The organism is Sporosarcina sp. NCCP-2716, from assembly GCF_023707985.1.
In the GTDB taxonomy this organism is placed as follows: Bacteria; Bacillota; Bacilli; order Bacillales_A; family Planococcaceae; genus Sporosarcina.
Genome location: NZ_BRCF01000014.1, coordinates 1 through 19,869, shown reverse-complemented (window position 1 = coordinate 19,869; position 19,869 = coordinate 1). Strand labels below are relative to the sequence as shown.

Below are 19,869 nucleotides of genomic sequence, written 5' to 3'. Positions count from 1 at the left end.
TGTTCCCTCACTTTTTCACCGGCGCAGCTGCCGGAGTCTTCGGCAATGCGACAGGAGGCAGAAAAGGCGCAATCTTCGGCTCGATGGCAAACGGCTTCATCATCAGCTTCCTGCCTGCGTTGCTGCTGCCGATCTTAGGCTCCCTCGGCTTCAAAGGGACTACGTTCGGTGATGCAGACTTTGGTGTGGTAGGAATCGTGCTTGGCAATGTCATTAACCTGGTGCAATCTAACCTTCTGATTACGCTAGTAGTCCTGCTACTTCTCGCTGTTCTATTCGCAATTGGCTGGAAAGCGATGAGACGGCTGGAAGAGAACGAAGTGGCGTGATTAAATGGGTGTAGTTTAGTTCAGAAAACTCAAACTGTGTACCGTGTTTATAGATTGAAGTATATGCAGATATAATCGGTGAAACCGATTAGCTTAGCACCTCTCTAGGTATGAAATACCTAGAGAGGTGTTTTTGGTTTTTTTTCTGACCACATTGTTCAAATATCTTACTCGTCTTATACCTTGTCTGTTTAGTACATTAGTTTAAATGCAGTCAACATAGTAGAATAGTGTGAAAGTACTCTCCCCAAATTATGTCGTTAGGTGCTATGTTTCAAGTGCATAATTCTCATTAGGGTTTACGTTTTTAATTGCGGAGAGGGATACTTCCCTTTGTCTGGAAAGCCCTCCAGATCATCTTTGTAACAACTTCGTTAACAAAAATCAGATTCATTATCGAAACTCCTTAATGAGTAAAATAACTTAAATAATAGTATGATAATGGAGACTTTTGGTTGAAGGGAGAGATAGTGATGAATTTAGATACGCCTCATACTATTGCTATTCCACAAGTTATTGAGAATGGGCTTTCTAGTAAAATTATTTATAAAGGTCCTTTTACTTTGAAATCTAATGGGCGGCTTATCGAGCTCGAGGGTACAATTAGCTATTTAACAAATCCAAGGCCAGAGGTTTGTTTTGTTGGAAAAGTATTGAATGGCAGCTTAAATAGTCTTTTTAGCGCTGAGTATTTGGAATTAACAACCCCTACTGATATTAAAGGTTCTTTTAACCTTACTTCTATCAACCCGAGTTATAGTAGAATCGGAAGTTCTACGGAAATTAAAGGTGAGCTACAGTATGAGCTGAAGATGTCTAAGCAAAGTCAATACAGTGAAATAAACTTTTCTCTGGTGAATTTTATTAATAATTATGGTTTGGCATATAGTTTTAACAACCGTATACTTGCAGGAAGGGTAGAGTTACAGTATAAAAATTATTTAGTAGTGATTGATAAAGTACCTGATAGTAAGAAGATTTATGAAAATCTTAAAGAACAGAATGGTTTTGCTATTACTCACATTGGACAAATCAAGAGGTTAGATGGCAAGGAGTTTGAACTAGAGGAAATAGAAAGGTTCCTTGAAAAAATTGTATGGATACTCTCTTTCGTAGCAGGTCGACGAGTAGATATTAATCATCTATACACAGACTTAGAAGGCTATAATGCGATCTGCTATAGAATTCCTTCAATATCTAGCTGGAAAAACATCGTAAACTGGTATCCTCGTAACTCTAGGGATTCTCTTGAAAAGGTTCTTTATTGCTTATTGGAATTAATGGAAGATGATTATTGGGAGAAGCAACTTCCAAGAATACTATCTTATTACTTCGATGGCTTTGGTTCCTCATATATTGATAATAAAATAATTATTATACAGGCGGGACTGGAAACTTTAGCTTGGGCATACTTAGTGGAAACTAAAGAAGTGTTGAGCAAAAATAAATATAATGCTTTAGGGTCAGCAGCAAGTAAGATGGAAAGATTGTTAAAGGAACTGAAAATTGATTTTCGTGGTGATGATATTCCAGGAATTCAAGAAATGAAGCTTAATTCCAAAAGTGGTCCACAATTTCTTTCAACAATTCGAAATGATATAGTACACCCAGAAAGAAAAAAGACAAAGTTAAACGACGAGCAACTATATTTTACTTGGAGGATGGGGATAGTCTACTTCGAGTTGGCTTTATTAGCAATTGGTGGATATGAAGGTGAGTATTGTAATATGCTGCTAAATTTCGACTACCTAGCTAAGAGGGTTCAGAAAGTACCTTGGTCGGAAAGTAATACCACTACAGAAAAACTTGTCTAATTGGCTAATTGAAAATCGCCATTTGGAATAATATTCAAATTTATACCCCTGTTCAGTCGTTTGGTTACCGAATTTTAGATAGTGAAGTAAGAAAAGAGAGAAAGCCCGCTAAGGAGGTCTTTCTCTTTCTCTGCATTGTCAAGAACACATCACCTGTCTTTGCTGCCGCCCAATACACCGCCAAGACGTTCGGGCTCATCCGTCATCACTGTGTCGACCCCGGCTTTCGTCAGACGTTCCAGTTCTTCCTGATCGTTGACGGTATAAACACGCAGCGGGAATCCTGCTCTTTCGGCTTTTTCCACATACGGAGACAGCGCATATGCTGGCTGGCAATGGATTGAATTAGCGCCTATCCGTATAGCGGTTTCGACCGCTCCATCCGGTTTTCCTGCGATCAAGTAGCCGATTTCAATCGCCGGATGCAGCGCCCGTACCCCCTGGAGACTAGTGGGATTGAACGAGGACAGGATGATCCTGTCCTCGACTTTGTATTTGTCGATGAGTGCGAGCACTTTCTGTTCGAGCCCTTTGTATTGGATGACGTCGTTCTTCAACTCGATGTTGAGCGTCAAGGTATTGCCATCTTCGGTCATCCAGTGCAGCACGTCGTCGAGCGTCGGAATCGTCTCACCGGAATAGGAGGGTGCGAACCAATTGCCGGCGTCCAGGCTTTGGAGCTGTGACAGTGTGTGATCCTGGACGTAGCCTGTGCCGTCCGTCGTGCGGTCCACGGTTTCGTCGTGGATGATGACGACTTGGCCGTCCTTTGTCAGCTGGACGTCCAATTCGATGCCGTCCGCGCCGGCTCTCCGGGCTTCCTTGAAAGCACGCATCGTGTTTTCAGGGAAGGATCCGCTCGCTCCGCGGTGGGCGTAGAGAAGAGGTGCTGCCATGTCGGGTCGCTCCTTTCCGGTTGTTCACTTTTTGCGGTTGGCCATTTCCAGTGCGTCGTTCGTCGCTTTGGCGGCCTGGTCGAGCGCTTCCTTCGGGTCGGCTCCCTGGTACAGGCTCTCCATCGCGCCGACGACTTTCTGGCGGGCTTCCGGGAATACCGGGATCAGGGCGCCTTGGGTCGCGATGGATGTCTTCGTATCGCCGAGCTGGTCGACGGTGACTTTCAATTGCGGGTACTTTTCCCACTCGGATTTGACGATGTCCTGATCATACGCGTCGGTGTTGATGGCGAAGTAGCCGGTGTTGACGTGCCACGTCGCCTGGACTTCCGGTGACGTCAAGTACTTCATGAATTCCCAGGCGGCCTGCTGCTGGGCGTCTTCGATTCCGTTCGCCATCCAGAGTGATGCTCCGCCGATGACGACGCCTTCCCATTCACTCTGTTCCGGGACGGGCAAGTAGCCGGTGCCGACGTCGAACGGGGATTGTTCCACGATGTCGCGGACGCCTGCGGACGAATCGAGGTACATGGCGATTTTACCCGATTGGAATGCGGCGCGGATGTCATCCCAGTTCTGGCCGGAGTTGTAGAACGTCTTGTCTTTGTACATGTCGCTGATCAGCTGGAAGACTTCCTGGCCTTCTTTTCCGTTGAAGACGGCTTCCGTGGCGTTGCCTGCGCGGCCGTTGTCTTCATTGACGAACAGTCCGCCTTGAGCGGCGATCAGTTCTTCGATGAACCATCCGTAGTTCAGGACGGAGAAGCCGTATTGGTCACCGGTCGTCAGTGCTTTGGCGGCGGTTTTCAGCTCTTCGTACGTAGCCGGGGGCTTTTCGGTGTCGAGTCCGGCCTTTTTGAATGCGTCTTTGTTGTAGATGAGCACCGGTGTGGAGGAGTTGAACGGCATCGAGTACTGTACCCCGTCCACGTTGTAATAATTCGTAATGTTCTTTTCCCATTTGCTCGTGTCGTAGTTGTCGGCGTCGATGAATTTCTGGACCGGTTCGATCTTGCCGGAATCGATCATGTATTTCGTGCCGACTTCGAATACTTGCATGACGGTTGGGGCGTCTTTCGTGCCGGCGACGGTGTTGAACTTCGTGATCGCTTCTTCATAAGTGCCCTGGAACACGGCTTTGACGGTGATGTCGTCCTGCTGTTCATTGAAATCAGCGACCAGGTCATCGACGACTTCCTCGAGTTGTCCGTTCATGGCGTGCCAGAAGACGACTTCCGTTTTTCCGTCCTTTGTGGCGGCCTGTGCTTTTTCCGGCTCGGCCGTTTCCTTCTCTCCGTTACAGGCTGCCAGCAGCAATACCGTCAGTGTCAGCAGGGTCAACAGGATCTTCGGTTTTTTCATGGGTCAATTCCTCCGGTTCTATTATTTAATGGCCCCTCGGGTGAGGCCTTCCTGCAAGCGTTTCTGTCCTGCGAACAACAGGATGAGTGTCGGCAGGATGACGAGCACGGCGCCCGCCATCACGACGCCCCATTCCGTGGAAACTTCCTGCGACTGCATCTGTTTCAGGCCGATCTGCACGGTGCGCATTCGTTCGTCGTTCGTCACGAGGAGCGGCCATAGGTACATGTTCCAAGCGTTGAGGAAGCAGTAGATCGCAAGTGTCACGAGAGTCGTCTTGGAGACGGGCAGCACGACTTTCCACAGGAACTGGAATCGGCTGACGCCCGCCACCTGGGTCGCTTCGTACATTTCAAGCGGAATCGTCTTGAATTGCTGGCGCAGCAGGAACGTCCCGAATGCCATGGCGAAGAATGGGACGGACAGCCCGGCGTACGTGTCGGTCCAGCCGAGCGCGCGGATCGTCTGGAAGTTCGGCACCATCGTCGCTTCCCAAGGGATCATCATCGTCGAGATGAAGATCAGGAAGAGCAGGTTCCGTCCTTTGAACGGGATGAACGTGAACGCGAATGCGGCGAGGCAGCTGAAGACGACCTGACCCGCCATGATCAGCGTAGAGACGACGAAACTGTTGAACAGATACCGCAGCAGCGGCACTTTCTGCATGGCGGCTTCGTAATTCGTGAACGAGAGGCCGCTCGGTATGATCTTGCCCCTCAGCACTTCGCCGCCCTGCATGAAGCTGATCGAGAAGGCGTACAGGATCGGGAAGAACATAACAAACGACGAGACGATCAGCAGTGCATACAGAAGGAATTTCTTTTTCCGTGTCATTGGTAGTGCACCTTCTTTTCGCTCCATTTGAACTGCAGGATCGTCACGATGAGGATGAAGGCGAATAATAACACCGCTTGGGCACTGGCTGAGCCGATGTTAAAGTTGACGAAGGCGTCTTTGAAGATGGAGTAGACGATGACGTTCGTCGATTCCATCGGTCCGCCTTTCGTCAGGATGTCGATCTGTCCGAACGTCTGGAACGAATTGATGAGCGAAACAGTGACGATGAACAGCAGGGTCGGCGACAGCAGCGGCAGCGTGATCTTGCGCAGCGAATAGAAATCGCTGACTCCGGCGATCTTGCCGCTTTCATACAGGCTGGCGTCGATATTGTGCAGGCCGCCGAGCAGGATGAGGAAGCTGAAGCCGGTGTTCATCCAGATGGTCGGGATCGCTACTGATATAAGGGCGGTATCCGGGTTCAGCAGCCATTGCATCTCCTGCAGGCCGAGCGTGGTCATGATCGTATTGGCGATGCCGATCGCCGGGTTGTAGATGAAGAGCCAGATGACGGACGACGCGGCGACGCTCATTCCCATCGTCGATGAGAAGAGCGTGCGGAAGAAACCGATGCCCTTCAGTTTTTGGTTGGCCAGCAATGCCAGGCCGAGCGCGAGGATCACGCCGGCGGGCACGGTATATAGGACGAACAGGACGGTCGCTTTCAGACTGGCCCGGAAAGAAGGCGAGCTGAGGAGCTGGCTGTAATGCTCCAGGCCGACGAAGATCTGCGCATTGCCCTGTGCATCCGTCAGGAACAGGCTCAAGTAGATCGTCTTGAACATCGGATAGAACAGGAACACGGCGAACAGCACAATGGAAGGCAGCAAATAGAGCATTCCTTCGAGCGTCACCGGGAAGCGCCATCTGCTTTTCGGTTCGGCGCGGAGCCGGTCTTTCACGGCGATCATAACGCTGCCTCCATCGTCAGGCCGGCGGGCAGCGGGCGGCTGCCGATGCGCTCTCCCGTGGCGGCGTTGAAGAAGTGGATGTGGTCATCCGCCACTTTGAGCGGGATATTCTGCCCTTCGCGGAAGTCCCATTGCCCGGGCCACTTCGCGATCCACAGTTCGCCGTTCATGCGGAACATGAGCAGGGTTTCCGTGCCGAGGATCTCGAGATGCTCGACGGTGGCGAAGAAGGACGGCGGAGCGTCGGCGGCGTATGTAAGGTGCTCCGGCCGGACTCCCGCATAGACGTCCTCCGTCAGATCCGGCGCGGCGGCGGTCCAGCCGTCTGTCAGCTGCAGGCGCCGGCCTTTCCTGGTCGTTTTCGTGATATTCATGGGAGGCGATCCGATGAAGGTCGCAACGAACAGGTTTTGCGGATAGTTATAGACGTCGAGCGGCCGGCCGATCTGCTGGATGCTGCCTTCGTTCAGCACCATGATCCGGTCCGCCATCGTCATCGCTTCGACCTGGTCGTGTGTGACATAGACCATCGTCATCCCGAGACGGCGCTGGAGCTGCCGCACTTCGGCGCGCATCTTGGTCCGCAGCTTCGCGTCCAGGTTGGAGAGCGGTTCATCCATCAGGCAGATCGGCGCTTCCGAAGCGATGGCGCGGCCGAGTGCCACCCGCTGCCGCTGCCCGCCGGACAATTCGCGCGGTTTGCGGTCGAGCAGCTCGTCCAGCCCGAGCAGGTGCGCCGCTTCCAGACAGCGCTCCTGCTGCTGCTGTTTGGCGATCTTTTTGACATGCAGGCCGAAGAGGATGTTCTCCCGGACGCTGAGATGCGGGAAGAGGGCGTAGTTTTGGAAGACCATTGAAATCTGCCGCTCATTCGGACGCTTGCTGCCGGCCTCTTCGCCGTTCATGTACAGCGTGCCGGCGGAGATCTCTTCCAGTCCGGCGATGATCCGCAGCAGCGTACTTTTCCCGCAGCCGGACGGGCCGACGATCACGAAGAATTCCCCCTGCTGCACGTCAAAACTGACGTCCTCAAGCACCATGTCTTCTCCGCGATAGGCCTTGTTCAGATTGCTGACGTCGATTGCCTTCACTTTTTACCAACCTCCTATGGATTACGATTCGATCATACTTGAGCCATATAAAGGTCTCGTGAAGGTGGTGTATGGATGTTGTAAAGAGTTGGTGAATGGGGGGGAGGGGGAAAGGAGGGTAGGTACCTGTGTGACACACAACTCCGAAACTATTCTGAATAGTGTTGGAATTGTTTGACGCACAGGTACCGGGCAAAATTAGAAAATATAAAAAACCGCCAGCCGGATATGGCTTGCGGTTTTAAGACTGCCTGCAGTCATACTACAGCTCCCGTTCCGCAAACAGCATGGAAGCGAACGAAATGCCGAGCGAGATCAGGAAGCTGAACCAGATGGAAGACAGCGGGCCGTTGATCTGCGGGATCAGGTGGACGCTGAGTACGCTGATGGGGATCGCGTACGGCAGCAGGCGTGAGAGTTTCCGTTTGGTCAGGATGATGATCAGCAGGACCGGGATGAGAGCGGCATACAACGTCCCGAAGAAAAAGAGAAACTCCAGTGCGTTGAAGTTGAATAGGAGTGAGACGATGAACAGCAGCAGCAGTAAGAGACCTGAAAACGTGTAGGATGCCTTGTAAAGCTGCGGTTCATCGGACTCCGCCTTCCAATGAGGCCGGATATGGCGTACATAATGCACCGTCGTCGCATGCAGTTCTGCGTTGAGCGTGCTGGACACGGTACTGAATGAGAATAACAGGAAAACCACGAGCAGGAGCAGCGGCTCGATCTTCTGGACGAGCTGGAAGAGCAGGGAATACGTTTCGGTGAACGACTGGTCGTGGATGACGATCATCAGCATGCCGCCGAGCGCGAGCGGAATCGTACTCCAAACGAGTGCTGCAAGGTAGAAGCTGGCGCGCACTTTTTTCAGGTCGATCAGGTACAGGCGCTGCCAGGTGGCACGGTCGGATAGGATTTGACCAAAGCCGATGAGCATGGCAGTCGCAGCGAATATGATGGATTCCCGAGTATCGGAGAAGAGCAGATACGGATGCAGCAGGCGCACGCCCTGATAGATGCTGGAAGCGCCTTCCCGGATGAAAAAGAACATCGGGATGAAGATGATGGCGCTGAAGATGAACAGCAGGGTCGGGCCTTCCAGCCGGTGGATCCATTTCATCCCGCCCATTCCGGCGAGAAGGAATGTATAGAGAAAGAAGACGAACAGCGACACCCATACGGGGATGCCGAGCAATAGGCCGAAGAGGACGGCCGCCCCGACAGCCTGCATGAACAGGGAATCGAGACCGAGAAAGAGCGTAAGGACCGACATCATGAGATAACCGTCTTTCCGTAGCCTGATCTTAAATAAGTCACCGAGCGTCAGGAGGTCGGGGAAACGGTTGCGGATATGGACGGAGATCACCCCGAACAGGAGGAGGGCCGCAGCCCCCATGAACGAGTAGCCGATGCTGCCGACCAGTCCGTACTTAATAAGCGCCTCCGGGGACGAGAGGATCGTATTGGCAGTAATCCAGCGTGCTAGCAGGGAAATGATCGCCGTCGACACGCCGAGCCGGATGGCACCTGTAATGTAAAATTCATAAGATTTCATGGGACATCAGCCTCCGGGACGCACGGTAATCTGTTGACGGTATGCACTCGGAGTCATACCGGTATTCTTGCGGAACAAGGAGCTGAAGTAGTGCTGGCTGTTGAATCCGGCACGTTCGGCTACGGCGGAAATCGTAGCGTCAGGTTCCTGGACCAAAAGCTGCTTGGCGATGTCCATACGGAAGTCGGTGACGTAATCTGCGAAGCCGATCCCCATTTCTTCGAGAAACTTGCGGCTTAAATACGTCGGACTCATATGGATTTCACTTGCGATGGAGGACAGGGAGAGCTTTTCCGCATAGTCCGTATGGATGATCCGCAATACTTGTTGGATAGTATCCGACTTGGCATTCCACTTTTCGTATTTTTGAAGAGTTGCGAGCAGTTCGGCTTCGATCACCGGTTTTGTCAGATAGTCGTCGACGCCGAGGCGGATTGACCGCTGCGCGTAATCGAACGACTGGAACGCGGTCACCATGATGATGTCCAGGTCGTATAACGCTTTCAGCTCTGCTGCTAAGGTCAGCCCATCCATCCCCGGCATGTGGATGTCCAGGAACGCCAATGAAATCTTTTGGCTTTTCGCCGCGGACAGTGCACTCGCAGCATCTGTTGCTTTGCAGAATGACCAGTGGGGGAAACGGGGTTTCAGGAGATGTTCGAGCTGTTCCAGTTCGAGCGGCTCATCATCCACTAATAAGATATGCATGGGCTCCCTCCTCTTCAGATTTGCTGGCTTTCCCGGTAGGGGATGATGATCCGCGCGCACGCTTCTGCACCTGCATAATGCATGTCGAATGTGGCCGGGGAGTCGGGGAACAGAAGCTGCAGCCGTTCCCGGATGTTGGCGACGCCTAACCCGTCCTCGCGCGAGAAATTGTCATCGTCATGGATGGAAGGCTTCAGGTGGGTATTCCACACTTCGACGTGCAGCAGCTGTTCGTCGCGGAAGATGATGATTTTCAGTACGGCTTGTCCGGGATACTTCTCGAAGGCATGCTTGAACGTGTTTTCCACCATTGTTTGAAGGACGAATGGCAGAATGAATGCGTTTTCCGCCTCTTTTTCGATGTGCTGATGAATCTCCACCCGGTGTCCGAAACGCAATTGCTGGATATCGAGGTACCCATTCGTGTAGGCGACCTCGTCCAAGAGCGGCACGAGCTTGTCGTTCGTCTGGTAGTTGTATTTCATGAACTTCGACATCACTTCAAGACTGGAGACCAATTCGTCCTTCCTGTCGAGTCTCGCCAGGCTGAGCAATGTGTTCAGCGTGTTGAAGAAGAAATGCGGTTTAATGCGCTGATGGAGCTGGTAGTACTGGGCGTACTGCAGCTCCTTCTCCAGCTTGGACGTATTCGCCGCGTTTTGCAGGTAATCGAAGCGGTTTTCGAAGATCATTGTGAACGCAAGCGTAAAAGCCCCGACAAGTGGGGCTAGAATGCAGAGTAAGACATATAAGGAAAAGGTTTCAAGTGACATCATGGTGAAAACCTCCGGCAGTCACGGCTTGCATTTATTTTATCAGACAGGCGGGCTGCTGAGTAAGGTTTCTGCGTAATGGCAGGCCACTTTGTGGGTCGGTGTCAGCGCTCTCAGTTCCGGCACATCCGTCTTGCACAAGTCCGTAGCGAACGGGCAGCGGGTATGGAAGCGGCAGCCGGTCGGCGGGTTGATTGGCGAGGGGACGTCCCCTTTCAGGATGATTCTCGTTTTCTTTTGCTGTTCGTCCGTGGATGGAATGGCGGACAGCAGGGCCCGTGTATACGGATGGCTCGGCCGGTCGAACAGGGAATCCTTGTCGGCGATCTCGACGATGGACCCTAGGTACATGACGATGACCCGGTCGGAAATATGCCGGACGACACTCAGGTCATGGGAGATGAATAGGAAGGTCAGGTCGAGATCCCGCTGCATGCGTTTCAGCAGGTTGATGATCTGTGCCTGGATGGATACGTCGAGTGCTGACACGGCCTCATCGCAAATGATCACTTTCGGGTTGACGCAGAGCGCCCGGGCGATGCCGATGCGCTGGCGCTGGCCGCCTGAGAATTCGTGAGGGTACCGTTCCAAGTATTCAGGACGGAGGCCGACGAGCGACATGAGTTCGAGCATGCGCGCTTCCATCTGCTTTTTCGGCATGACATTCTGTATCGTCATCGCCTCCTGGAGCATTTTGCGGATCGTCTGCCTCGGATTCAGCGAGGCGTACGGATCTTGGAAGATCACCTGGATGTCTCCGCGCATCTCCCGCAGTTCCTTCTTGCTCAGAGAGGTCATGGACGCCCCGTTGAAAAGCACTTCGCCTTCCGTCGGTTCGTCAAGGCGCAAAATCGAACGGCCTGTCGTCGATTTGCCGCAGCCGGATTCGCCGACGATGCTGAGTGTTTCGCCGGGATACAGTTTGAATGAAATGTCGTCGACCGCTTTGACCGTCTGTTTCGGTGAAAAGAGGGACTCTTTCTTCAGCGGGAAATACTGTTTCAAATGATTCACTTCGAGAATCGGTTCTTTTTCCATTACGGACATAGCACTTCCTCCTCTTCTGCAGCGGTTTCCCACTTTTCCGTATACATGAAGCAGCGGACCTTGCTTTCGGTTCCGCCGACTGCTTCCAACACCGGCGCTTCTGCACGGCAGATGGCGCGGGCATGCTGGCATCGGTCTGCGAACCGGCATCCGGCCGGGTAGTCGTACGGGCTTGGAACAGCGCCTTCGATCGTCTGCAGCTCTTCTTGGTTTTCGTGGATCTTAGGCAGGGATGCGAGCAGTCCCTGCGTATACGGGTGCAGCGGGGAGTTGAAAAGGTCTCTCGCACTTCTGTGTTCGACCACTTGCCCCGCGTACATGACAGCGACCTGGTCGCACACTTCCGAGACGACTCCGAGGTCATGGGTGATGAAGATGATGCTCATGCCGATCTGTTTCTGCAAGTCTTTCATGAGTTCCAGTATTTGGGCTTGTATGGTGACGTCGAGAGCGGTCGTCGGCTCGTCGGCGATCAGCACTTCAGGCGTGCAGGCGAGTGCCATGGCGATCATGACCCGCTGTCTCATTCCGCCGCTCAGCTGGAATGGTTCCTGTTTTGCCCGTTTTTCAGGTGAAGGGAGGCCGACCAGTTCCAGCAGGTCGACCGCTTTCTGCCAAGCTGCTTTTCTGGATAACCGCTGATGGAGCCGCACGGTTTCCGCGATTTGTTCCCCGACCGGGATGATCGGATTGAGACTAGTCATCGGTTCCTGGAAGATCATCGAAATCTGGTTGCCGCGGACCTTCCGAAGTTCATCTTCTTTCATGGTGACGATGTCTTTGTTATTCAATAGGATTTCACCATCCACGATCTTGCCGGGCGGTGACGGGATGAGACGGAGAAGGGACAGCGACGTCATCGATTTCCCGCAGCCTGACTCTCCGACAATGCCGAGTGTTTCGCCTTTGTGCAGCGTGAAGTCGACGCCGTCCACTGCTTTTGCTGTCCCTTTTGACGTTGTGAAATAGGTTTTCAAGTTCTTTACTTGCAGCACCACTTCTGGCTCCATTGGAAAGCCCTCCTTAGTTTAGATCGATCCGTTTGTTGACAGCACGGTACAGGACATCGACGAGCAGGTTGACGAATACGAAGACGAGGGAAGCGACAAGGACGCCGCCCTGTACCATTGGCAGATCACGTGTACGGATGGCATCCACGATCATCCGGCCGAGCCCGTTGATGGCAAAGACCGATTCGATGAGGACGGTGCCGCCGAGCAGGCTGCCGAACTGCAGTCCGACAACGGTGATGACTGGAATCAGCGCGTTGCGGAGTGCGTGCTTGTAGATGACGAAGTGCTCTTTCAACCCTTTGGCGCGCGCTGTGCGGATGTAGTCCTGACCGATGACGTCGAGCATGCTGGATCGCGTCATCCGTGCGACGATGGCAGCCCCGCCGAGACCGAGTGTCACAGCGGGCAGGATGATATTCAAAGGACCGTCCCATCCGGCGACCGGAAGCCAGTGGAGTTTGACCGAGAATACATACATCAGCAGCAGACCGAGCCAGAAGCTCGGCAGCGAGATGCCGAGAAGGGCGATGACCATGACACTGACATCGCGGATGGAATACGGTTTGACCGCTGAGATGATGCCGGCACCCAATCCGAGGACGATCGTGATGAGAATACTGTAAAACGCAAGCTCCATCGTAATCGGGAGCCGCAGCATAATTTCATCCAGCACGGGCTGTTTGTTTTTCAGGGAGTTGCCCAGGTCGCCCTGGAAGACGTTTCCGACGTACGAGACGTACTGCTGGAGTACAGGCCGGTTGAGCCCTAAGTCCTCCCGGTATTGTTCGATCGTTTCCTGGGACGCGCCTTCACCCGCCAATATGGCGGCAGGATCGCCGGGTACCATCTGCATGATCAGGAAAACGACGAGCGTGACGCCGAGGATGACCGGAACGATCTGGACGAGCCGTTTAACGATGAATAGAAACATATACGTACCTCCTTATTTTTTCAATTTCGGGTCAAGTGCGTCCCGCAGGCCGTCGCCGAACAAGTTGAAGCCAAGCACCAGGACAGAAATCATCATGCCCGGGAAAATCGCCATGTACGGTGCGCTGAACAGGAAATCCCGACCGTTCGCAAGCATCGCGCCCCATTCAGGAGATGGCGGCTGTGCACCGAGACCGAGGAATGAGAGGCCGGCTGCGGAAAGGATCGCTGTCGCGAGCCGCATGGACCCTTGTACGATAATCGGTGAGAGGACATTCGGGAAGATGTGTTTCACGATAATCGTGAAGTCATTCGCTCCGAGTGTTCGGATGGCATCGATATACTCCAGCTGCTTCACTTCCATCGTGGAGCCCCGGACGATCCGGGCGAACAGCGGTATGGAAAACACACCGACGGCAATTGTTACATTGACGAGCCCTGGTCCGAGGGCACTGATGATGGCAAGTGCGAGCAGGATTCCCGGAAAAGCGAGCATGACGTCGAGCAGTCGGCTGACAATGGTGTCGACCCATTTTCCGTAATAACCGGCAATCAGACCGAGGATGATTCCGAAGAAGGCGCCGAATGCGACAGAAGCCACCCCGACGCCGATCGACAGTCGTGACCCGTACAGGATGCGGCTGAGGATGTCCCTTCCTTTATCATCCGTGCCCATCCAATGGTCGGCGGATGGGGGCGTCAGTTTGTCCTCCAGCGAAATTTCGAAAGGATCATATGGTGCCAGAACCGGCGCGACGAGCATTATCAGGAAGTAAGCCGCGATAATGATCGCTCCGGCCATCGCCGCTTTGTTCTGTGTCATGACCCGTCGGAAAGACTGCCACCTTTCCCTCCGGGTATGCTGTCGGGCTTTTGCTAAATCTACATTTGGTGAAACGGTTGCTTTTGAAGCCATCTGTCATTCCCTCCCTATCTATCAGTAGCGCTTGAAGATACTCCCAATGTAAAACGCCGGAAGGGCGCTGTAAATAGTAATTATCTAAGTAGTTGAAATATTAGAAAATGACAGCAAGATAGTGAAAGTGCTTTTGAATTCTGTTCTATATAATCGGATTAGCAAGTTAATTTGAAAGTAAATGGGGGAGTGGAAATGAGAAGTTGGAAAAAGTATTTGACCGTGTTGCTTGCAGGGATATTGCTGTTGGTGTTGCAGGCCTGTTCGACGGGAGGTTCGAAGTCGGACGGGAAAGCGGATGGGGACAAGGCTGATGGAAAAGCGGAGGAAGGCGGAACGCTGACCGTCGTGAGGCTGTCGGATGCGACGGGGCTGGATCCGCATTTCATCACAGATATCCCATCTGCGAATGTGATCCACGGAAAAGTCTATGAGACGCTCGTCCAGTTCGATAAGGATATGAATATCAAGCCGCTGCTCGCAACGGAGTGGGAACAGCCGGACGATCTGACGTGGAAGTTCACGCTGAAAGAAGGGGTGAAGTTCCATGATGGTTCCGATTTCAATGCGGACGCCGTGAAGAAGACGCTCGACCGCATCCTTGACCCGGCGACCGGATCGCCGCAGAGTTCGAAGCTGGGCATGATCAGTGAAGTGATTGCAGAGGATCCGACACACGTTACACTGAAGTTGTCTGAACCGTATGCACCGCTGCTGTCCATACTGGCCAGCAACGAAGGAAGCATCATCAGTCCGGAAGCAGTGGGCGAGTCGGCTGAAAAGCTTGCGACACACCCCGTTGGGACAGGCCCGTTTGTCTTCGAATCTTGGAAGTCTGGTCAGGACATCACCTTGGTGAAAAACAAAGACTATTGGGGAACGCCGGTCAAGCTCGACAAAGTCGTCTTCAAGGTAGTGCCGGAAGATGCAACACGACTGGCAATGATCGAACAGGGCGAAGCGCAGATTTCCGATCAAGTGCCTGTGACGGAGATCGACCGTATCGAAGCATCTGATACACTGAACTTGTACCGGACGGAAGGATTGGCAGTCGAGTATGTCGGATTCAACACGACTGTCGCTCCATTCAACGATGTGAAAGTGAGAAAAGCCGTCAGTTACGCCATCGAACGCGAGGCGATTCTGAGCGGGGTTTATAATGATGTTGGGACCTTGGCCAATGTCGCGATGAGTCCGAAAGTGTTTGGCTACAGCAAAGACGTCGAGGCTTACCCGTATGACATCACCGAAGCGAAGAAACTGATGAAAGAAGCCGGACTTGAAAACGGCGTGAGTGTGAAGCTGCTGACAAGCGACCGGAAAGAGCGCATCAACATGGCGGAAGTCATCCAGTCGCAGTTGAAAGGGATCGGCGTGAATGTCGAAATCCAAGTGATGGAGTACGGGGCGTATATCGATGAAGTGGACGGCGGCAAACACCAGATGTTCATCGGCGGATGGGGAAATGCGACAGGGGACGGGGATTACAACCAGTATAACCTCTTCCATTCCGACTCCATCGGGTCGCCAGGGAACCATTTCTACTACCAGAACCCGGAAGTCGATAAGCTGATCGAACAGGGCCGTGTGGAAATGGAACCGGCCAAGCGGGAGGAAATCTACAAAGAAGCGATGCAGAAGGAGATGGACGATGCGGTATACGTCCCGATCCGGAATTATGAACACTTGGCAGTCTATAACAACGACGTGAAGGACTTCTATTTGAACCCTTCCAATTACTTGATCATCAATGAGACGACTGTGAGCCGATAAGGCAAGAGGAGCAAGGTCTCGGGCTTGGGGATCTTGCTCTATTCTTCTAGAGGAGTGATGGAATTGACAACGATGCTAGTGAAACAGGCAACACTCGAAACCGGTTTCCGTTATGAGAACGGGCGGGTCGTTGCGACGGAGACGGCCGTGCGCGATGTGTTCGTGCGCGACGGGAAGGTGGAGAAAATCGGGGAATCCTTGACGGAGACAGCGGATACGGTGATCGACGCCGGGAAGAACCTCCTCATGCCGCCCATGCGTGAAATGCACATCCATGTGGACAAGACGTATTTCAGCGGTCCGTGGAAAGCGTGTATTCCGATAACGAACGGCATCCTGACACGGATCGAAGAAGAGGAAAAATTGCTGCCGAAACAGCTGCCTTTCGCGTTACAGCGTGCGGAAAAGATGATCGAATGGCTGCTGTCGCAAGGGCACACGCACATCCGGTCTCACTGTAACGTCGATCCCCAGATCGGGACCAAGCATATCGAATTGACACTCGAGGCCTTCTCGAAGTTCGAAGGCAAGCTGACGTATGAGGTGGTCGCTTTCCCGCAGCATGGTTTACTCCGGTCGAACTCCGAAAAGCTGATGAGAGAGGCAATGAGGAAAGGGGCAACACTTGTCGGCGGAGTCGATCCGGCAACGATCGACCGGGATATCGAACGGTCTTTGGAAACGACGATGGATATCGCGGTGGAAGCGGGCAAAGGACTGGATATACATATCCACGATGGCGATTCACTCGGTGCTTTTGAATTCACCAAACTTGCGGAACTGGCTATGCAGGCCGGCAAGACAGGGCAGACGACAATCAGCCACGCAATCGCACTCGGCGATCTGCAAGGAGCGGAATTGGAGAGGATGACGACTATCCTGCGGGACGCGAAGATCGACGTCACGTCAACCATACCGATCAACCGGCCGACCATCCCCGTCCAGTACTTGCAGCAGCACGGCGTGAACGTATCGCTCGGTCATGACAGTTTGACGGATCATTGGTCGCCGTACGGTACAGGAGACACGATCGAAAAGCTGTCCGTCTTAGCTGAACGTTTCCGGTTCATGGACGAATACTCGCTGAACCGGACATGGCAGTATGCTACAGGCGGTATCACGCCGCTCGATGACACTGGAAACCAAGTATGGCCGAAGGAAGGGGACAAAGCGGATTTCCTGCTGATCGATGCCGTCTGTTCCGCTCAGGCTGTGGCACGCCGCAAGCCGATCACAACCGTCGTTTTCCGTGGGGCTGTTGTCTCGGGGAATGGCGAAGTGAAGTCGGATGAGCAGAAAGGGGCTGGACAGCATGACTGAAACAATTTGGCTGGTGAACGTGAAACTTGAAACAGGAAACCGGACGCTTGAGAGTGGGGCGATCGAAACAGTGACAGGTCTTCATACGCTGAAAGTGGAAGATGGTACCATTACTGAAATCTATGCCTCGGATGAACAGGTTGAAATGACTGGGCGCACGATCGACCTGAACGGACAGCTCGCTGTGCCACCATTGAAAGAGATGCATAACCATCTGGACAAAACCTACATGACGCTCGATTGGAAAGCGGTCACGCCTGTGGCCAATTTGAAGGAGCGGCTGGCGCACGAAGCGGCAGAACTGAAAGAGCTGGCAGGTTCGACGGAGAAGCGGGCGAAGAAGATGATCGAAACCCTTCTCGGACACGGGGTCACCCACATCCGGACCCACGTCAACATCGATCCTTATATCGGCCTGCAGAACTTGGAAGGCGTGAAAGCGGCCCTGCAAGCGTACGAAGGGATCATCAGCCACGAAATCGTCGCGTTCCCGCAGCACGGCCTCCTGCGGGATGAAGTGCCTGCGCTGATGCGTGAAGCGATGCGGAACGGGGCGACGATGGTGGGCGGACTCGACCCTGCCGGCATCGACCAGTCCATCGAACGGTCGCTGTATGAAGTGATGGATATCGCGACAGAGTTCAATGCGGACGTCGATATCCATCTGCATGACGGAGGCCAGGTCGGCCTGTATACGACAGATAAGTGGATCGATGTCGTGGAAGCTTCGAATTATCGCGGACGGACGGCGTTGAGCCACTCGTTCTGCCTCGGTGATGCGGCCCCTCTCCAGCAGATGAAGATTGCGGAGCGGCTGGCGGAACAGGATGTCGCCATCATGTCGACCGTGCCGATCAATCTGAACAGGACGCTGCCGCCGATCGAGCTGCTCGATGCAGCCGGTGTGCGTGTCCATTTCGGATGTGATGGCTTCTACGACTCATGGAGCCCGTATGGAACAGGGGATGTTCTCGAGAAGGTGACCCGGTTCGGGGAACTGTCCCGTAAAATCGAAGAAACGGCGTTGCGCCGTCTGTTGAAATTCGCAACGAACGGGGTGACGCCTCTGGACGAGGAAGGGAATAGAGTGTGGCCGGCTGTCGGTGACCAAGCTGATTTCGTGCTCTTTGACGCAGCTTCCACTGCAGAAGTTGTTGCCAGAAAGCCGAAACAGCGGTCCGTCATGGTGCAGGGCAAGATGGTCTCTGCGACCGAATCTTGAGGAAAGGGTGGCTTTTCAAAGCCGCCCTTTTTTGAATGGCAGGTGGAAGTCATGAAACGCAGTCAGGTAACACTTTATTTGATCGCTTTGTTTTGCGTCACCGCATGGGGAAGCAATTTCGTATTCGGCTCGATACTCGTTGGACAGTTCAACCCCGGCATTATCGCGATTCTGCGCTTGTTCTTCATTTTACTGTTCCTCTATCCGCTGACACGCCGTCATGTGAAGGGAAGCCATCCGGGCAGGAACGGTTGGCTGCTGCTCGTCATTGGCGGCTTGGTGGGCGTCTCCTTCAACCAATGGAGCTTCTACGCGAGCCTCCATTATACGGATCCCGTGATCGCATCACTCATTCTGGCCCTGTCGCCGATCGTGACGGTTGCTTTGTCCGGCTTCTTTCTGAAGGAAAAGAGGGGATTCCTCTTTTGGGCGGGTGCCGGTGTCGGACTTGCAGGTGTCTGGCTGGTCATCACGAAAGGGACAGGATTTGTACCTTCGATCGGGAAAGGGGAATGGCTGATCGGCGGCACGATGCTGTCCTTCTCGATCTTCCTGCTCCTCGTCCAGCGCATGTCCGCAACGATGGAGACGGGCGTGATCACCTGGTATACGAACCTGTTCGGGCTGATCGGGCTGCTGCCGTTCGTCTCGTGGGGTGCTCTGCCGGAGGCACGGTTGGTGGGCATGGAATTTTGGGTGATGCTGGTCGTTACGGCGATCGTGATGCACGGGCTGTGCACCTACTTATGGAACGGTGTCATCCGCGAAGCGGGGGCTTCCAACATCGCGCTGTTGCTGAATCTGGAGCCGTTCATCGCCATGCTGGCCAGTTACTTGCTGCTCGGGAATCTGATGAGTGTGGTCCAGGTTGTTGGAGGGTTGATCATCATAGCAGGCATCCTCCTTTCGATCCGCTCCCGTCGATAATCGTTCCGGAGAATTCGTTTAGGTACCTGTGCGCTACACAATTCAGAGACGATTCTGAATAGTGTCTGAATTGTGTGACGCACAGGTACCAGCCACTAGCGTTGCATGGAATTTAAAATTATACAATACTGTTTTAAATTACCAACAGATATAGCGAATCCAAACAAAAAAAGGGAACGAGGTTATATAGACTAATCAGTTACCTTTTTTTGGATATCTATTTACTTCTCTTTTTCAAGCGCTTTTTTTCTCTTTTTTTCTTTTTCTAAATCTATAAAGTGCTGACGGTTGATTGGACTGACTATCGCATTATCCTCACCGAAATCTCGCGATTTCTTCGCCTTATCAGGGATTTTCTGACGACCATTACTCTTACGCAAAGGTCGGTTGAAATCTTTTTCCAACCTGCTGAGGGTGTTGAATAAGTACTCCTGCAACGTGCCTA

General features: G+C 52.9%; 19 protein-coding genes. 6 read left to right on the top strand and 13 right to left on the bottom strand.

Annotated elements, in window-relative coordinates:
* On the top strand, positions 1-329 hold a 329-nt coding region (locus NFU03_RS15415), incomplete at its 5' end, for a PTS transporter subunit IIC (protein WP_285835462.1).
* A gap of 473 nt (positions 330-802) precedes the next feature.
* Positions 803-2,143: a YopA family protein gene (locus NFU03_RS15410; RefSeq protein WP_251640012.1), complete on the top strand. Its 1,341-nt coding sequence runs from the start codon at positions 803-805 to the stop codon at positions 2,141-2,143.
* 149 nt (positions 2,144-2,292) lie between these two features.
* Here NFU03_RS15410 and NFU03_RS15405 read toward each other — a convergent pair whose 3' ends face one another.
* From NFU03_RS15405 to NFU03_RS15350, 12 genes are all read right to left on the bottom strand, one after another.
* Positions 2,293-3,039, bottom strand: coding sequence for a glycerophosphodiester phosphodiesterase (locus NFU03_RS15405; RefSeq protein ID WP_251640011.1), 747 nt, complete (start codon positions 3,037-3,039; stop codon positions 2,293-2,295).
* A 24-nt stretch (positions 3,040-3,063) separates the two neighbouring features.
* Positions 3,064-4,401 carry an ABC transporter substrate-binding protein gene (locus NFU03_RS15400; protein ID WP_251640010.1) on the bottom strand — a complete coding sequence of 446 codons (1,338 nt, stop codon included), beginning with the start codon at positions 4,399-4,401 and terminating at the stop codon, positions 3,064-3,066.
* Between the two features lie 21 nt (positions 4,402-4,422).
* Complete coding sequence (locus NFU03_RS15395) at positions 4,423-5,235, bottom strand: carbohydrate ABC transporter permease (RefSeq protein WP_251640009.1); 813 nt, start codon at positions 5,233-5,235, stop codon at positions 4,423-4,425.
* On the bottom strand, positions 5,232-6,149 hold the full coding sequence (locus NFU03_RS15390; RefSeq protein ID WP_398290556.1) for a carbohydrate ABC transporter permease: 918 nt from the start codon (positions 6,147-6,149) through the stop codon (positions 5,232-5,234). Before NFU03_RS15390 ends, NFU03_RS15395 begins: the two co-directional genes overlap by 4 nt.
* Positions 6,146-7,240: an ABC transporter ATP-binding protein gene (locus NFU03_RS15385; RefSeq protein ID WP_285835461.1), complete on the bottom strand. Its 1,095-nt coding sequence runs from the start codon at positions 7,238-7,240 to the stop codon at positions 6,146-6,148. The genes NFU03_RS15390 and NFU03_RS15385 overlap by 4 nt, the downstream gene beginning before the upstream one ends.
* A gap of 262 nt (positions 7,241-7,502) precedes the next feature.
* The gene (locus NFU03_RS15380) at positions 7,503-8,795 is read right to left on the bottom strand and encodes an SLC5/6 family protein (protein ID WP_251640008.1); all 1,293 of its coding nucleotides are present in this window, start codon (positions 8,793-8,795) and stop codon (positions 7,503-7,505) included.
* A 6-nt stretch (positions 8,796-8,801) separates the two neighbouring features.
* Positions 8,802-9,503, bottom strand: coding sequence for a response regulator transcription factor (locus NFU03_RS15375; RefSeq protein ID WP_251640007.1), 702 nt, complete (start codon positions 9,501-9,503; stop codon positions 8,802-8,804).
* Between the two features lie 14 nt (positions 9,504-9,517).
* Positions 9,518-10,279, bottom strand: coding sequence for a sensor histidine kinase (locus tag NFU03_RS15370; protein ID WP_251640006.1), 762 nt, complete (start codon positions 10,277-10,279; stop codon positions 9,518-9,520).
* Positions 10,280-10,318: 39 nt separating this feature from the next.
* The gene (locus NFU03_RS15365; protein WP_285835464.1) at positions 10,319-11,314 is read right to left on the bottom strand and encodes an ABC transporter ATP-binding protein; all 996 of its coding nucleotides are present in this window, start codon (positions 11,312-11,314) and stop codon (positions 10,319-10,321) included.
* Positions 11,314-12,333 (bottom strand): ABC transporter ATP-binding protein, encoded by a 1,020-nt coding sequence (locus tag NFU03_RS15360; RefSeq protein ID WP_251640004.1) that lies wholly within the window; start codon positions 12,331-12,333, stop codon positions 11,314-11,316. The genes NFU03_RS15365 and NFU03_RS15360 overlap by 1 nt, the downstream gene beginning before the upstream one ends.
* 13 nt (positions 12,334-12,346) lie before the next feature.
* Entirely contained in the window at positions 12,347-13,267 is a 921-nt protein-coding gene (gene nikB / locus NFU03_RS15355) for a nickel ABC transporter permease (RefSeq protein ID WP_251640003.1), read from the bottom strand.
* Positions 13,268-13,279: 12 nt separating this feature from the next.
* Entirely contained in the window at positions 13,280-14,182 is a 903-nt protein-coding gene (locus NFU03_RS15350; protein WP_251640002.1) for an ABC transporter permease, read from the bottom strand.
* A 195-nt stretch (positions 14,183-14,377) separates the two neighbouring features.
* Here NFU03_RS15350 and NFU03_RS15345 point away from each other — a divergent pair, with 195 nt between their 5' ends.
* The 4 genes from NFU03_RS15345 (at position 14,378) to NFU03_RS15330 (ending at position 19,424) form a co-directional block, all read left to right on the top strand.
* Positions 14,378-15,955, top strand: a complete 1,578-nt coding sequence (locus tag NFU03_RS15345) for a glutathione ABC transporter substrate-binding protein (RefSeq protein WP_251640001.1) — start codon at positions 14,378-14,380, stop codon at positions 15,953-15,955.
* A 63-nt stretch (positions 15,956-16,018) separates the two neighbouring features.
* Positions 16,019-17,275: an amidohydrolase gene (locus NFU03_RS15340; RefSeq protein ID WP_398290551.1), complete on the top strand. Its 1,257-nt coding sequence runs from the start codon at positions 16,019-16,021 to the stop codon at positions 17,273-17,275.
* Positions 17,268-18,497, top strand: coding sequence for an amidohydrolase (locus NFU03_RS15335; RefSeq protein WP_251640000.1), 1,230 nt, complete (start codon positions 17,268-17,270; stop codon positions 18,495-18,497). The genes NFU03_RS15340 and NFU03_RS15335 overlap by 8 nt, the downstream gene beginning before the upstream one ends.
* Before the next feature lie 51 nt (positions 18,498-18,548).
* The gene (locus tag NFU03_RS15330) at positions 18,549-19,424 is read left to right on the top strand and encodes a DMT family transporter (RefSeq protein WP_251639999.1); all 876 of its coding nucleotides are present in this window, start codon (positions 18,549-18,551) and stop codon (positions 19,422-19,424) included.
* 221 nt (positions 19,425-19,645) lie between these two features.
* On the opposite strand, the gene NFU03_RS15325 is transcribed toward NFU03_RS15330, so the two are convergent.
* Positions 19,646-19,869: hypothetical protein (locus NFU03_RS15325; RefSeq protein ID WP_251639998.1), on the bottom strand; the 224-nt coding region annotated here is incomplete at its 5' end.

Bases quoted from the DNA above. Each gene is read 5' to 3' on its own strand.
- NFU03_RS15410 (WP_251640012.1), top strand. From the start codon at position 803: ATGAATTTAGATACGCCTCATACTATTGCTATTCCACAAGTTATTGAG.
- NFU03_RS15405 (WP_251640011.1), bottom strand. From the start codon at position 3,039: ATGGCAGCACCTCTTCTCTACGCCCACCGCGGAGCGAGCGGATCCTTC.
- NFU03_RS15400 (WP_251640010.1), bottom strand. From the start codon at position 4,401: ATGAAAAAACCGAAGATCCTGTTGACCCTGCTGACACTGACGGTATTG.
- NFU03_RS15395 (WP_251640009.1), bottom strand. From the start codon at position 5,235: ATGACACGGAAAAAGAAATTCCTTCTGTATGCACTGCTGATCGTCTCG.
- NFU03_RS15390 (WP_398290556.1), bottom strand. From the start codon at position 6,149: ATGATCGCCGTGAAAGACCGGCTCCGCGCCGAACCGAAAAGCAGATGG.
- NFU03_RS15380 (WP_251640008.1), bottom strand. From the start codon at position 8,795: ATGAAATCTTATGAATTTTACATTACAGGTGCCATCCGGCTCGGCGTG.
- NFU03_RS15375 (WP_251640007.1), bottom strand. From the start codon at position 9,503: ATGCATATCTTATTAGTGGATGATGAGCCGCTCGAACTGGAACAGCTC.
- NFU03_RS15370 (WP_251640006.1), bottom strand. From the start codon at position 10,279: ATGATGTCACTTGAAACCTTTTCCTTATATGTCTTACTCTGCATTCTA.
- NFU03_RS15365 (WP_285835464.1), bottom strand. From the start codon at position 11,314: ATGGAAAAAGAACCGATTCTCGAAGTGAATCATTTGAAACAGTATTTC.
- NFU03_RS15360 (WP_251640004.1), bottom strand. From the start codon at position 12,333: ATGGAGCCAGAAGTGGTGCTGCAAGTAAAGAACTTGAAAACCTATTTC.
- nikB (WP_251640003.1), bottom strand. From the start codon at position 13,267: ATGTTTCTATTCATCGTTAAACGGCTCGTCCAGATCGTTCCGGTCATC.
- NFU03_RS15350 (WP_251640002.1), bottom strand. From the start codon at position 14,182: ATGGCTTCAAAAGCAACCGTTTCACCAAATGTAGATTTAGCAAAAGCC.
- NFU03_RS15345 (WP_251640001.1), top strand. From the start codon at position 14,378: ATGAGAAGTTGGAAAAAGTATTTGACCGTGTTGCTTGCAGGGATATTG.
- NFU03_RS15335 (WP_251640000.1), top strand. From the start codon at position 17,268: ATGACTGAAACAATTTGGCTGGTGAACGTGAAACTTGAAACAGGAAAC.
- NFU03_RS15330 (WP_251639999.1), top strand. From the start codon at position 18,549: ATGAAACGCAGTCAGGTAACACTTTATTTGATCGCTTTGTTTTGCGTC.